The 14628-nt window shown below is 54.3% G+C and carries 14 protein-coding genes; 7 read left to right on the top strand and 7 right to left on the bottom strand.

The annotated features are described in order from the left end of the window. Positions 1-108 precede the first annotated feature (108 nt). The 4 genes from prfA (at position 109) to nadB (ending at position 4534) form a co-directional block, all read left to right on the top strand. Entirely contained in the window at positions 109-1191 is a 1083-nt protein-coding gene (gene prfA / locus P9H32_RS14070) for a peptide chain release factor 1 (protein ID WP_322609543.1), read from the top strand. A gap of 292 nt (positions 1192-1483) precedes the next feature. Further along, a complete protein-coding gene (locus tag P9H32_RS14065) occupies positions 1484-2515 on the top strand; it encodes a DUF3592 domain-containing protein (protein WP_431311702.1) in 1032 nt (343 codons plus the stop codon). Positions 2516-2569: 54 nt separating this feature from the next. Continuing rightward, positions 2570-2842, top strand: a complete 273-nt coding sequence (locus tag P9H32_RS14060) for a hypothetical protein (RefSeq protein ID WP_322609541.1) — start codon at positions 2570-2572, stop codon at positions 2840-2842. 72 nt (positions 2843-2914) lie between these two features. Then, positions 2915-4534 carry an L-aspartate oxidase gene (gene nadB / locus P9H32_RS14055; RefSeq protein WP_322609540.1) on the top strand — a complete coding sequence of 540 codons (1620 nt, stop codon included), beginning with the start codon at positions 2915-2917 and terminating at the stop codon, positions 4532-4534. Positions 4535-4568: 34 nt separating this feature from the next. Here the strand turns inward: nadB and P9H32_RS14050 are convergent, their stop codons facing one another. The 5 genes from P9H32_RS14050 to P9H32_RS14030 form a co-directional block, all read right to left on the bottom strand. Next, on the bottom strand, positions 4569-4799 hold the full coding sequence (locus P9H32_RS14050; protein ID WP_322609539.1) for a hypothetical protein: 231 nt from the start codon (positions 4797-4799) through the stop codon (positions 4569-4571). Beyond that, a complete protein-coding gene (locus P9H32_RS14045) occupies positions 4796-5518 on the bottom strand; it encodes a hypothetical protein (protein ID WP_322609538.1) in 723 nt (240 codons plus the stop codon). Before P9H32_RS14045 ends, P9H32_RS14050 begins: the two co-directional genes overlap by 4 nt. 20 nt (positions 5519-5538) lie before the next feature. Further along, positions 5539-6000, bottom strand: a complete 462-nt coding sequence (locus tag P9H32_RS14040) for an ExbD/TolR family protein (protein WP_322609537.1) — start codon at positions 5998-6000, stop codon at positions 5539-5541. Next, positions 5987-6628 (bottom strand): MotA/TolQ/ExbB proton channel family protein, encoded by a 642-nt coding sequence (locus P9H32_RS14035; RefSeq protein ID WP_322609536.1) that lies wholly within the window; start codon positions 6626-6628, stop codon positions 5987-5989. Before P9H32_RS14035 ends, P9H32_RS14040 begins: the two co-directional genes overlap by 14 nt. Positions 6629-6733: 105 nt before the next feature. Continuing rightward, entirely contained in the window at positions 6734-9265 is a 2532-nt protein-coding gene (locus P9H32_RS14030; RefSeq protein WP_322609535.1) for a tetratricopeptide repeat protein, read from the bottom strand. Positions 9266-9451: 186 nt separating this feature from the next. Between P9H32_RS14030 and P9H32_RS14025 the strand changes: the two genes are divergently transcribed. Both P9H32_RS14025 and P9H32_RS14020 read left to right on the top strand, forming a co-directional pair. Continuing rightward, positions 9452-10888: a DUF1800 domain-containing protein gene (locus tag P9H32_RS14025; RefSeq protein ID WP_322609534.1), complete on the top strand. Its 1437-nt coding sequence runs from the start codon at positions 9452-9454 to the stop codon at positions 10886-10888. Between the two features lie 10 nt (positions 10889-10898). Next, positions 10899-12146 carry a DUF1501 domain-containing protein gene (locus P9H32_RS14020; protein ID WP_322609533.1) on the top strand — a complete coding sequence of 416 codons (1248 nt, stop codon included), beginning with the start codon at positions 10899-10901 and terminating at the stop codon, positions 12144-12146. Here P9H32_RS14020 and era read toward each other — a convergent pair whose 3' ends face one another. Further along, a complete protein-coding gene (gene era / locus P9H32_RS14015) occupies positions 12147-13160 on the bottom strand; it encodes a GTPase Era (protein WP_322610332.1) in 1014 nt (337 codons plus the stop codon). Between the two features lie 12 nt (positions 13161-13172). Between era and P9H32_RS14010 the strand changes: the two genes are divergently transcribed. Continuing rightward, complete coding sequence (locus P9H32_RS14010) at positions 13173-14171, top strand: peptidylprolyl isomerase (RefSeq protein ID WP_322609532.1); 999 nt, start codon at positions 13173-13175, stop codon at positions 14169-14171. On the opposite strand, the gene P9H32_RS14005 is transcribed toward P9H32_RS14010, so the two are convergent. After that, positions 14168-14572, bottom strand: coding sequence for a peptide chain release factor family protein (locus P9H32_RS14005; RefSeq protein WP_322609531.1), 405 nt, complete (start codon positions 14570-14572; stop codon positions 14168-14170). The two genes, P9H32_RS14010 and P9H32_RS14005, sit on opposite strands and share 4 nt — an antisense overlap. Positions 14573-14628 lie beyond the last annotated feature (56 nt).

Below are 14628 nucleotides of genomic sequence, written 5' to 3'. Positions count from 1 at the left end.
CGTTCGGCTTTTTTGCGTTTAAACCTCACAGGACATAAAGCACACTAAAAACCACAAAGCACCCCCTTCAAAAAGGTCGTGTATTCGCGGTAAAAAACAAGGTACTCCATGGTCGATCAAGCCTATTTAGATCAGCTCCAGTCCAACGTCAGCGAACTTGAAACCCGCATGTCGCTGCCCGAGGTTTCGTCCGATCCGAAAAAAATGCAGGAGTGCATGCGCGAATACGGCCACCAGAAAAAACTGGCCGAATGTGCCTCAAAAGTGATTGTCCTGCAGCATTCAAAAGAAGAATCAGAAGCCATCCTTTCCGATGCAGGTTCCGACGATGAACTCAAGGAAATGGCTGAAATGGAGCTGGCCGAAATTTCCGAACAGCTACCCCTCGCCGAACGCGAAATGGAAATTGCACTTATTCCGCCGGACCCCACCGATTCCCGCAACGTTATCATGGAAATCCGCGCCGGAACCGGCGGCGACGAAGCGGCTATTTTTGCCGGAGACCTTTACCGCATGTACACCCGCTATTTCGACGTGCGCGGCTGGAAACACAGAGTCCTTGATGTCAGCCCCTCGGAATCAGGCGGCTATAAGGAAATCTCGTTCTCTGCAGAAGGTGATGATGTCTACAAAACACTCAAACACGAGGGGGGAACCCATCGCGTCCAACGCGTTCCGCAGACCGAAACTCAGGGCCGCGTCCACACTTCCGCGGCCACCGTTGCCGTACTGGCCGAAGTGGAAGACGTTGATATCGAAGTAAAAACCGAAGATCTCCGCATCGACACCTACCGCGCCCAGGGTGCCGGCGGGCAGCACGTCAACACCACCGACTCCGCCATCCGAATCACCCATATTCCATCCGGCGTCGTCGTCCAATGCCAGGACGAACGCTCTCAGCACAAAAACAAAGCCGCCGCCATGAAAATGCTGCGCGCCAAACTCTACGACGACCAGCAGCGAAAAGCCGCGGAAGAGCAGGCCTCCGAGCGAAAATCCATGGTTGGATCGGGAGACCGCTCCGAAAAAATACGGACCTACAACTACCCTCAGAACCGCCTCACGGACCACCGGATCAATCTCACGCTTTATAAACTGGACCGCATCATGGAGGGATCGCTCGACGAAATCCTGACCGCCCTCTACGAACACGATATCGAGGAACGCATCAAACAGCAGATGCAAAAATAATCCGCGATCTCATTCTCGTAAATACTCCTCTCCACGGACCGGCTTTGCAGATTTGCTATGCCTACCCCTTTTAACCTAACCTCCTGCATATAAAACAGGGGGATTTATGAAGATTTCATCATCGGGCACCGGTGGCATACTCGGCAGAATGATCTTCAGCACATTCGGGCTGCTGTTTGCCGGACTTCCATGGATACGGATCCGCAACAGAAGAAAAACGGAAAAACAGGAAAAATCCACAAAATCATTCTTCATTCCCTTCGGCTCTGTATTTGCCGCAGTCGGTCTGCTGATGATTAAGCCGCTCCTCGCTGATCCACTGCTGAAAACGCAGGATGCAAAAACCTGGAATGAAGTTCCAGCCACCGTGGTCTCCAGCAAAGTAAAATCACACGACAGCGATGACGGTACCACCTACAGCCCGTATATTGCCTATCGTTATAACATTGGCAGCACCGAATATTTCGGGGACCGCTACACCTTCATCGGCGAATCAAGCAGCGGCTACGAAAGTAAAGCTGAAATCATCCGACGCTATCCAAAAAACAGAAAATTTACGATATACGTCAACCCGGAAAACCCGGCAGAATCGGTAATCCATCGTAATGCTTCCGGGAGCCTCCTCCTCGGCCTGATCCCTCTGATATTCTGCACGATCGGCTTCGCGATCATCATCGCCGGATTCCGCACAAAAAGTGCAAGCACCCCGCTCAATCCGGAACAGGCCGGCAAACGCATCGTCACACTCAAGGGAAAATCTCCCGCCGCCAAAGCATTCGGACTGACACTATTCGCAGGCATCTGGGGAGGTGTCGTTTTCCTTATACTCAAATCCGATGCACCGATTCTCTTCCCCATCATCTTCGGTCTCTTCGGCATCGCCATCGCCGCCGGCGCCATCTATGCCGTCCTGGCCCTCTTCAACCCTCGCCCCTCCGCCGAAATCACGCCCGGCCAAATTCACCCTGGCACCCATGTTGCCCTGCGCTGGCGCATCAACGGCCGGGCCGAACGGATCGACGAACTGACCGTTTCATTAAAATGCCTGAAGCTCACTGTCGAAACCCGTCGCAGCGGCGGAAAAACCACAACCACCCTTGTAAAAACGCCGATTCACGAAACGGAATTGATGCGCAGCAGCGAACAACACAACATCGCACAACAGGCGATCCGGTTCACCCTTCCCGCCGATCAGCCCGCTTCCCGGCCAGGTAACCACGACGGTATTCAATGGCAACTGGTTTTCCATGGCAGTATCCCGCAATGGCCCGACCTGAAAGAAGAGCTCCCCTTCCTCGTATACCCGCAAGAAACGAACGGCTAAACCTTCCCTTTACCGAACAGGAAACGTATATTTCCCGGCCGAAAGGATAAATAGATGAGCGGAATGAAAAGTGCATATGAGTTGGCCATGGAGCATCTCGGCGGTGAATCCCGGGAACTTTCCGATGAACAGAAAGCGGCCATTGCCGATATCGATGCCAAAATGAAAGCCAAGGTCGCCGAGACCGAAATCATGTTCGACCAGCAGATGGCCACCGAACAGGATCCCGCCAAGGCAGGTCTCATTCAGCAGACCCGCCAACAGACCATCACCAAAATTAAAGCAGACGCCGAAGCCGAAAAAGAACAAGTGAGGCAAGAGGCATAAAACAGTCGGCATCCGTGATAATGAAAGCCATTCATTATTGCCGGTCGGCCTGACACCTAACCCCATTCTCCCATGAAAAACACACCTAAAAACGTAGATTTTCTCGTCATCGGCTCCGGGCTTGCCGGCCTGACAGCCGCCATAGAACTTTCCAAACATGGAAAAGTCCTGGTCAGCACCAAAGTTGAAGCTTCTGAATGCAACAGTTTCTATGCCCAGGGCGGCATCGCCTGCGTCATTGATCCCGATGATACCGTCCAGGCGCACGTAGCAGACACGCTCAGCACAGGATGCGGCCTCAGTAATCCGGACGTTGTTGAAAAGATTGTACGCGGTGGATATGACCGAATCCACGAGCTTGAAGAACTCGGCATTGAATTCGACCTGCGCAAACTGAAGGGCAAGGAAAGCGAATACGATCTGGGCCAGGAAGGCGGTCATTCGCACCGGCGCATTCTTCACGCCGGCGACATCACCGGAAAATCTATGATGCAAACCCTCATCCTTCGTGCTCAGGAAAATCCCAACATCACCCTGCGCGAAAATCTCATGGCCATCGACCTCGTCACCACCGACTGGGCCAAACATCCCGGAAAAAATGCCTGCATCGGCGCCTATTTTATCGACACCAAAACAGAGCAGATTTTTGCCGTACACGCCCGCTGCACGGTGTTAGCCACCGGTGGAATCGGAAAGGTCTATCCCTACACCTCCAATCCCGATGTCGCCACCGGCGACGGCGTCGCCATGGCCTGGCGTGCCGGACTGCCCATCCGCAATATGGAATTTGTGCAGTTTCATCCCACCTGCCTTTATCATCCCGACGCCAAATCCTTCCTGATCTCCGAAGCCGTTCGCGGCGAAGGAGCCGAACTGATGGATATCCGCGGACGGAAATTCATGACCGATTTCGATGAACGCGGCTCGCTCGCCACCCGCGATGTCACCGCCCGTGCCATTGATGCGGTCATGAAAAAACACGGCGATGAATTCGTCTATCTGGACATTTCCCACCGCTCCGAATCCTTCCTGCGCGAACGCTTCCCGAACCTCTATAACGCCTGCCTTCGCTACGGCGTGAATATGGCAAAAGAACCGATCCCTGTCGTTCCGGCCTGTCACTATTCCTGCGGCGGCATTGTGGCGGAAGTGAATGGGAAAACCGCCCTCCCCGGTTTTTATGCCTGTGGCGAAGTCGCCAGCACCGGCCTGCACGGTGCCAACCGCCTCGCCAGCAACTCGCTGCTCGAAGCCCTGGTCTGCGGCCACGCCACCGCCGTCGAAATTTCCAAAGTCTGGAAAGAATTCAGCGAAGATGCGGTCATTCCGGACTGGCGATGCGGCGAAGCCGTTTCATCCGACGAAGCGGTTGTGGTGGAACACAACTGGAATGAAGTCCGCACCGCCATGTGGGACTACGTCGGCATTGTACGCACCGAGCGCCGTCTGGCCCGCGCACGGGCGCGCATCCGCAACTTGCGCCAGGAAATCAAGCAGTATTACGGCGACTATCTCGTCACCGCCGACCTGCTGGAACTGCGAAATATCGCCGACGTAGCGGAACTGATCATCCGCTCCGCCGAGCAGCGCAAAGAGAGCCGCGGCCTTCATTTCATGTCCGATCATCCGGAAAGGGCCGATGCCCTCACCGATACGGTCATCCACGATAACCCCGGCGGTCCACTGACATAACCCGCGCTACAGTCTGTGAACACCCTGTGCGGATTTACGTCCGCACAGCTTCGTTCAAATGACCACACCGGGGACAGCGGTCCATCGGACGGTTTCGGGCAAAGGCATAAACGTGATCGCAGTTGGAACATTCATAGATACTTTCACGCTCTCGCATAGGACGATGCTTCGCGCGGACATTATAAAACACCGCAAGCACACCGGTCACCAACAACGGAACAGATACAAACGCCGACAATAGCATTTCAACATTGATCCCAGTCATTCTTCCTCCCCGGCATCAGATACGGATGGCGGCACGGGCTGGGTTTCCGGAGAATAGATTTCAACCACCCCTTCCACCTGATCGCCTGCACTGAAATTCAACCCGTGAAGCATCTTAAGCACACTCTGGTTGAGCGGTGCGGAGTCGAGCGGTTCTTCGAGAAACACATGCTCGACCAAACCATCCCCGGAAATGCTGACTTCAGCACGTACCGCCCAAGGCTTTGAAACCTCCTGATTCAGTTCCGCCGGCAGCACAACTCCACCAACCAAACGCGACTTCAACTCCGGGGCCAGCGAGACCCGGCGAGCAGCAGGTTTTTCCACATCTGCACCATAAACATCATCCGGAACAGCTGGCTCAGAACCGATCAGTGCGATGAGCATAAGGTTTTCGGAATTCAACGCTTTTCTTCGCCGCATCCCCGGCACATCCAGAAAACGTTCGGGAGTCCCGGACCCCGGATCAAAACGGGGTGTCTGGATACGCTCTCTGAAAAATTCCCGGCTGAATCCCATCTTCGAAGGCAGCGAAAACAGAACCGGGGAAGAAACCGTTCGGACCCGGGGGCCTGACCGTGAAAAAGAGGTATGACCGCCGGACTGATAACGCGTTGAAGGTACGTCCATATGAACCCCGGCCGTGGCTCCCACCAGGGGGCGTATCGGCAGAAAAAGCGCGGCATGGAATACGACGGCAATCCCTGTTGCCATCATCATTCCCCTGGACAGAGGGCGACTCACGGCTCCCCCTCTTCAACGGCGGAAATCCGTGTGGCAATTGACACCTCGGAAATTCCGGCTTCAAGTGCCGCGTTCCAGGCCTTTACAACGGCCCCATGCGATACATGCTCATCGGCTTCGATAATCAATACACTGTCCCGGTGCAACAATGCCGCAGCCCGCAGTGCTTCCCGCAACCCAGCTTCGTCGAGCCGCTCATTATTAAAAAAGTACCATTCCCCGCGCGTAATCGAGAGCACCATCGAGCCAAAACGCGCCCCCCCCGAAAATGGGGATTCCGGCAACGTGATATTAATGCCCGGCTGCATAACAAACGGAGAAACCACCAGAAAAAAGGCCAGGGCCAGCAGAGAGGAATCACAGAAGCCCAGCGCAATGGTAAACACCCCGGCCGGTTTACGGGTGGGCTTAAAATTACGAAGCTGTTGGCTTTTTTTATGGGGATCAAAGGGCTTCATTACCGTCGACTCCGCCTTCGGTACGGTCATAAACCAGAAAATGATAAACCTCTTCAGCCGCATACTCCATATTCAGCGTAATGCGTTCCACCCGGCTCAGTAGAAAATTATAGCCCGCAAAGGCAGGAATGGAAACACAGAGGCCGACCGCCGTGGTTATCAGCGCCTGCCATATGCCCTCCGACAGATCTCCAATCTCAGCCAGCGGTGCATTCTGTTGCATCGCCGTAAAAATCTGAATCAGACCGACCACCGTGCCCAGCAGCCCCAGTAGCGGTGTAATCTGGGCAATGGTCAGCAGTCCGCCCAGATTTTTTTCCAGACGCGGAATTTCACCCAGACCAGCTTTTGTTATGGTCTGTTTGAGCTCCTCCGGTTTTTCATCAGCATGAAGCAGCCCTGTACGAATGATGTGCGCAACCGGCCCAGGAGTCTGGTCACAGATCGAAACCGCCTCGGCCGTATTGCCGCGATTCACGATCGTATAGATTCCGCTTAGAAAATCATCCTGCTTGATCTGTGCACGGTGTAAATGAAACACGCGCTCCAGAAAAAGAACTGCAGCTGCAATGCTGCAGACCAGTAGCGGCCACATAATCCAGCCCCCTTTAACCATCAGTTCCAACATAAGTGCCTCCGGAATTCTGAATACGGTCCCCTGAACTCTGACGGCTATACACGGGCATAGCGGGCCCGCACATCAATCTTCGGCAATCAGAAAACATCGGTTCCTCTATTCACGCTCCTCCTGCTCCTGAAAGAGCAGCCAGTTTTCCTGTTTAATTTTGGTAATACGTTCTTTCGCCCACTGGCTAGCCGATTCATTCACATTGGCTTCCAGCAACCGCTCATAAACCTGCACGGCCTCTTTCCAGGCCCGTTGACGCTCTTTGATCGCCCCGGCCGAACGGGCCGAACGCGTGAACCACGTCACCGTATAGGGCGACCGCTCAACGTTTTCATTAATGAAAGTATAGACTACATTCATGTAGCGGCTGAATGCCTTGTCCGAAACATTCGTCTTTTCCAGACACTCACCGATTTTATTTTCCACATGGAGCTTCAACCCGACCGGTGCAGACGGCCGGTCAAGAATCGCCTGATAGGAACTCATCGCTTCCACATAACGAGCCGGATTATCCACCCCCAGCGAAAACTGACAGTCACCCTTCCGTCCCCAGGCCGAATTCACCAGATAACTGTCGGGATAGTTCTTAATGATCTCTTCAAACGCAAGAATCGCCCGGGCAAACTGACCCAGCTCCGTCAGCGCATCGCCCTGTGCAAAGCGCACCTGCGGCATAACATCGCTATCGGGGTAGGTTTTCGCCACCTCGGAATACCGTTCTATGGCATTCACATAATTCGACTGCGCCGCCGCCGCCCGGCCGGCCCAGTAGAGCGCACGCGCGGCATATTCATGCCCCTTGAAATCCCTGGCAATTCGAAGAAACAGCGGTTCGGCCTCTTCATAGCGTCCTTGATTATAAAACTGTTCGCCCAGCCAGAAAATCACCTTGGGCGACCATTCAGACTCCGGATATCTTTCAACAAACCCCATGCAGGCATCGATTGACTCCTCATAAAACCCCTGCAAGGCCATACTGAACCCCCGCATGAATTCAGCCTGTTCTACATATTCGCTGTCTGGATATTTTTCGATTACCTCTTCAAAGGCTTTCTGAGCCTCAGGATACTGCTTCAGATATTCATAAAGGACCAGCCCCTGCATGAACCGGCAGGTTGCAGCAGTGGAAGCGTTGGTGTAGGTCCCGATAATCTGATCATATTTTTCCAACGAGGCATCCCATTCCCGGTTGGCACGCAGCACATCAGCCGACCGCAGAGCCGCCTGCTCCGCGAACGGACTTTCAGCATGATTGGATTCCAGAATGCCGAAAGTCGTCAGCGCTTCATCGCGACGGCCGATCCGCATCAGAGAAAGACCCAGCTGATAGAGCGCATTCGGCATTTTTTCATGCACCGGAAAGTCGGTTACAAACGATCGATACCGCTTCTCCGCATCCTCGAGCCGGTCCGCCTGAAAATAACTGTCCGCCGCCTTGAACAGCACATTGGCCTTCAGTTCCGGATCCTTCAGCGCCTTGTATGCTTTGTCAAAAACACTGGCGGCTTCGGCATATCGGGCCAGTTTCCAGAGGCACAGCCCTTTTCCGTAATACGCCTCCGCCAAACCGGCTTCATCCACTGCCACATCGAGGTATACCTGATAGGCCTCCTCTGCCGCCTGATACCGTTGGGCCTGAAATAAAGCATTTGCTTTTTCCAACTGCAGCTCAGCGGCGATTTCCTGATCAGGGGCCTCTGCACGGCATTCTTCCAGCAGCTTCAGCGCAGGATCTGTTTTCTCTTCATCCAGCAACACCCTCGCCAGCGCCAGCTTCAAGGGAACCCGCTGCCGGGCATCGGGGGAAAGAGCAATGCCTGCACGCATCGCCGCCTCGGTCGCTTCAATATCACCGGCTTTCTGCTCCAGAGCCGCCAGGTCCACCCAGGCATCAATACGATAAATCAGCCGTGTATTTTCATTCGTAGCAAGCCCGTTCAACAGCCCGCGGGCCCGATCAAAATTTTCGTCTGCGCCCTGTGTATACAACAGATGAGCAAGTTTAAGCCTTGCCCTTTCCGCCGTATTTTCGCGCACCGACTCGCTCAACCCTTCATAGATCGCAATGGCCTCCGGTATCCGCTGCTGCAAGGTGTACACCTCGGCAATATCAAACCGGTTTTCAGTCTGAAAACGGTTATTCGGAAAATCAGCAGCAAATTTCTTATACGTCGCCTCTGCCTCGTCAAGAAGACCAATCTTCTTTTGCAGAAACCCCTTTAGCCTCAGTACAGAAGGAGCATACCGGCTGTTGCCGAGCTCTTCCTCTGAAGCGTTCAGAATATCCAGCGCCTGCGTATACTGGCGCAATTCGAAATGGGCTCGGGCACGCCAATAGACAAATCCCGGATCTCCGGAAAGGTCCTGCAGTTCCCGCAGCAGTTCGGAGTATCGCTTCTGCCCCCACAGCGCATGCGCCAAAAGCAGATTGGCTTCGATCGCCTCCTCCTCTTTCGGCTCAAGCAGAACCACACCGCGGGCCTGCTGTTCCGCCAGCACAAAAAAACCGTCATCCAGCGATGCTCGAATGTTCGGATAACGTGAACTCTGAGGCTTCGGAACCGGTTCCTGCGCAACCGCTTTAAAAACAACAAACAACGAAAAAAGTAATAATATGGATAAATAGGATCGACGCATAAAATGTCCAATAATTAGCCGCCATTATTTCCAATGAACGGGCAATATAAAAGCCCTTTTTCCCAATCTGTCGCCTGTTAATTCAACCGCAGCCGGCTTTCTTTCCGAACAATATCTTCACCGTACTGTCCGTTTGATAAGCTCAGGCATCGTCAACCCTGTTGAAAGGAGCTCTGCCGACCGACCATGAAAAAGCTCGAACCTCAACACTGGAATCACCCATGCGCGGCGCATCTGCTTGCGCGCAGCGGCTTCGGCGCGCCGCCGGATCAGATCAGCCTGGCCGCCTCCCGATCTCTGGAAGATGCCGTCGACGCGCTTTTTCAGACACCGGCAAATATCACCCCGCCGGAATGGGTTACCCCCGAGGCTGCCGTGAAACCGGATCTTCAGATGCTGCGCGCTCTCACCGACGACGAACGGCGACGCTACCGCCGAAAATTCCAGCGCGAAACTGCGCAACAGCAACGGGAACTGACCGGCTGGTGGCTCGAACGTATGATCAGTTCCCCCTGCCCGCTGCAGGAAAAAATGACTCTTTTCTGGCACGGCCACTTTGCCACCAGCATACGCAAAGTCCGCTCGGCCTATATGATGTATGCCCAGAACCAGACCCTGCGGCGCAACGCCTTCGGCAACTGGCGGCAACTCATCACCGCCGTTTCGCAGGATCCGGCCATGCTCGTTTACCTCGACAACACCCGTTCACGGGCCGGTGCCCCGAACGAAAACTATGCCCGCGAACTGATGGAACTCTTCACGCTCGGCGAAGGCCGGTATACCGAAGACGATATCAAGGAAGCCGCCCGCGCGTTCACCGGCTGGATGGTCCATCCGAAGCGATACGCGTTTTTCAATAATGTCAGGAATCACGACCGCAAACCGAAAACCTTCTTCGGCCGGACCGGTAACTTCACCGGCCACGACATCATCCGGATAATTCTGGAACAGGAAAAGGCTGCGGAATTTCTGGTTTCCAGACTCTGGAACTTTTTCGCTTATGAAAATCCCTCCCCGGATATCGTGCAGGAACTCGCCGCACAGTTCCGCGACAATGATTATGAACTGCAGCCATTGCTCAAAAGCATATTCATGAGCGAAGCCTTCTACAGCCCGCAAGCCATGCACACACAAATCAAAAGTCCGGCCCAATGGCTCGTCGGCTCCTGCATCGCCCTCGGCATCCGGAAACCCGACACCAGCCAAAGCATCAATGCCCTGCGCAGCCTCGGACAGGAACTGTTCGCACCGCCCAATGTCAAAGGCTGGGACGGCGGCTACGCCTGGATCACCACCTCTTCACTGACCTCGCGCTACAACCTCGCAAAACAGTTGATCAACCAACGCAAACGGCTTCCGCCCGGCGAAGGTAAAAACGACCGACGTTTCGGAGGATATATCGTCAATACCGCCAACGTGCTGCCCTGGGACAAAAGGAACAGTCTCGAACAGGCGCGCAACCACCTTGAACTGAACGTTTATCAAACCGTTCTCTCTCCGGCCGACCGCAGCAAAATCGACGGTTATTTTGACCACCTCAATCCGGTCAGCGACTGGACAGATTCCGATGTCCGGAATATCCTGCATGTCTTGATGAGTACCCCGCAATATCAGCTCACTTAGGAGTAAAACCATGAAAAGACGCGAATTCATCTACACCACAGCCTTCGGCGGAACCATTACCCTCTCCGCTTCCAGTCTTTACGCAAACACCTCATCAGTCTCCGATCCCGTCACGGTCATCATTCAGCTTGCCGGGGGCAACGACGGACTCAATACCGTCATCCCGATTGATAACGATCATTATTACAACGCCCGTCCGAAACTGGGCATTAAGCCCGCCGCTGCACTGAAACTCAACAACACCACAGGACTCCATCCCAACCTCGGCGGATTCAGAACCCTGTACGAAACCGGCCAGCTCGCCATCGTCGAGGGAGTAGGCTATCCCGATCCCAACCGCTCCCATTTCCGTTCCACCGAAATCTGGCATACCGGTTCCGACTCCGACACGGTTGAACAGTACGGCTGGCTCGGCCGCTATTTCGACCGCTACTGTGCCGGCCAGCCCGCCAGCGTCGGACTCGCCGTCGGCAAACAGAATCCGCAGGCGTTTTCCGCCGCCATGCCCACCGGGGTTACCTTCTCTGATCCCCGCCGGCTCGCCGTGAAAAAAGCGCGTGGCGATGAAGAACTGATGAGGAGTATGATGGGCATGGACGACGATGACGAAATGTCCGGCGGATCCATCGGTGCGCTTTCCGGCGGAGGAGGAACTCCGGCCACCGGAACACTTGACCCCCTCGCCTATCTTGAAAAAACGGCAACCGAGGCCCGAATCAGCGCACAGCAAATCGATACCATTCTTAAAAAGGTCAAACCGCAACGTAACTATCCGCAGAGTCGTTTTGCCCAGGAACTCAAAGTGGTCTCCCAGCTCATCCGCGGCGGCATGCCCTCGAAGGTCTACTATCTTTCGCGCGGCGGATTCGACACCCATACCAACCAGGCCGGAGCACACGCCAACCTGATGAAAGAGATTTCTGAAGCGCTGCTCGAATTCAACATCGAACTTGAAAACACCGGCCACAATCGGCGCGTTGCGGTCATGGTCTATTCCGAGTTCGGCCGCCGCGTCAAAGAAAATGCTTCCGGCGGAACCGACCACGGCGTCGCAGCTCCGGTCTTTATCATGGGCGGCTCAGTGAAAGGCGGTTTCTATGGAAAACGGCCCGGCCTCGCTCCCGACAAACTGATCAAGGGCGATCTCGCCCACACCACGGACTACCGATGCATTTACGCCACCCTGCTCGAAAAACATATGGGGGTGGACTCGACGCCGGTACTGCTGAAAAAATTCCAACCTCTGGAATTTATTTAATTACGCATAGCCGAGTTTTTTGAGAATCCAGAAGTTCTTGCGCCAGTTTTTTTCAACCTTCACCCAGAGCTTGAGTTTAAAACGGACGCCGTACATTTCGTAGAGTTCTTTCTCGGCCTGTTCGCGCACCCATTTGATCAGGCGCCCTTTATTGCCGATAACGATCCCTTTCTGGGAATGGCGCTCAACCATCACCGCAACCTCAACGGTCCATTTCTTTTCCTGCTCATCAATGTCCTCAACCCAGATGGCCAGGGCGTGCGGAAGTTCCTGTTCCAGACGCTGAAAATATTTTTCTCGGATCACATCGGCAATATTCAGTTTCCGCGGATAGTCGGTCAGAATATCGTCGGGAAAAAGCGGCTCCCCTTCCGGCACAGTTTCGAACAGGGCCGTAAGCAGCTCGGGCATCTGATCACCCTGCAACGCGGAAACCTCCATCCAGGAGACCTCTTTGTCCGAAGCCCGATCAGCTTTAACCTCGTCCCACATTTCGCGGTATTGATCGGCGCAGCTGTAGCGGCGGTCGGATTTATTCAAAGCAACAATCACCGGCACCTCTTCGCGGGTAATGCGCCGAAACCAGCCGTCGTCCTCCATCGCAGGTTTTGCGGAGGCATCGAGCACCAGCAGAATGGCATCCACTCCCTGCACGGCGGAACGCGCAGCCTTGTTGAGATTTTTACCCAGTTCCCCTTCGGCTTTGTGCACTCCGGGCGTATCCAGAAAAACAAGCTGCCCCCGTTTTTCGGCGAGTATCGCGCGGATCACGTTCCGTGTGGTCTGGACCGTATCGCTGACAATACTGACCTTCTCTTCGACGAGATGGTTCAGCAGGGTCGACTTGCCGACATTGGTACGGCCGACAATGGCCACAACGCCTGACCTTCCGAGGTCTGTAACTTCTGGATGCTGTTCGTTCATGCGCGCGGGTTTTACAGGGATTGGGAAACCGGATAAAGAATATTCGCTGATTTGCTTTTCGGCGTTGCGCCCTGCGGACCCTTTAACTATGGTGTCCGGATTATGAGATCTGCCTGTAAATTTTTAGTCATCGTCGCACTCCCGCTAAGCGCATTTTCCCAGTTTCTTCCCGGTGCTCAGCCTCAGCCCCAGCAGCCGGTTTCGATTGAAATCGACGGCTATGCCGCAAAGGTGAACGACCGCGTGATCACACGCGGCGAAGTACGCGAAGCCATGGCCCCGGCCCTTCCCGAAATCTACCGCCAGTTCCAGGGCCCCCAGCTCGAGGAGGAACTTCAGAAAGCCTTCAACAAAGCGCGTGAAGAAATCATTGAACGCGTGCTGATCATGGAAGCATTTGAAGAACGCGGCGGAATGATTCCCGACCAGTATGTGAACGACGAAATCAAGCGCGTGATCAATGACCGCTTCAAGGGCGATAAAGCCATGTTTGAGCAGCAGCTGGCCGAACAGAAAAAAACACGCGAGGAATATGCCGATATGATCCGCGAACAAATGGCTGTCGGCATGATGACCAGCGAAGAAGTATCCCGCCGTGCCCGTATTACACCGGAACAGATTCGCGAAGAATACGAGAGCCACAAAGAAACCTACTTTATTCCGGAAAAAGTTAAATACAGCATCATCGTGCTTAACAAAGGCACCACGCCCGAAGATCAGGCGGTGAAACTCGAAGAGGCACAGAAAATCCGGAAAAAGCTGATCGATGGCGCCGATTTTTCCGAAACCGCCAAAGCGGTCTCTGAAGGCAGTCGCGCTGCCGACGGCGGCGCATTCCCCTGGCTGCAGCCCAAAGATGTTCGCGAAGAACTGCGGGAACCCCTGCGCAGTCAGCCGGTCGGCGAAATCAGTGAAATTATTGAGACCGACACCCAGCTGTATATTCTGAAAGTGGATGCCCGGCGCCAGCCGGGATACAAACCGTTTGATGAAGTCCGCAACGACATCAAAAACATTCTCACCGCGAAAGAACGCGCGCGTCTGCGGGCCCGCTGGATTGAACGGCTGAAGGCAAATAATTACATCGTAATCTACGATTAATCGTCGGGCCGGACCCGCCCCCGCATTTTTTTCTTCTGACCCTGTTTCGATTTATCGTCAAGCATACGTGCTTTCGCGCGCCGGGAACGACGGCGTTTCTGGCGGCGTATTTTTTCAATCGCCTGCTGTTTTCTGCTTTTTTCACCGAGGCATTGCTCTTCAATCTGTTCACACAGATCCACGCGGGCCCAATAACGGTTCTCCGCCTGCGACCGGGTTCGCTGGCAGCGGATTTCCACGCCGCTTTTTCTATGGCACAGCTGCACACAGGAAGAGGTCTTATTAATCTTCTGCCCGCCTTTTCCGGATCCGCGGATAAACCGCTCTTCGAGATCCTGTTCGAAAATCTCCAGCTTATTCATCCACCCGCGCAGTTTTTCCCATTTCTCAGGTTTAATCATATCGACAGCATAGATTCCCGATCCGGCCTCCGCAATTGATTTCGCGAAGCGGTCCT

Source organism: Pontiella agarivorans, assembly GCF_034531395.1.
Lineage (GTDB): Bacteria > Verrucomicrobiota > Kiritimatiellia > Kiritimatiellales > Pontiellaceae > Pontiella > Pontiella agarivorans.
The sequence above is the reverse complement of the archived record's forward strand: the minus strand, read 5'-3'. Positions and strand labels throughout refer to the sequence as shown.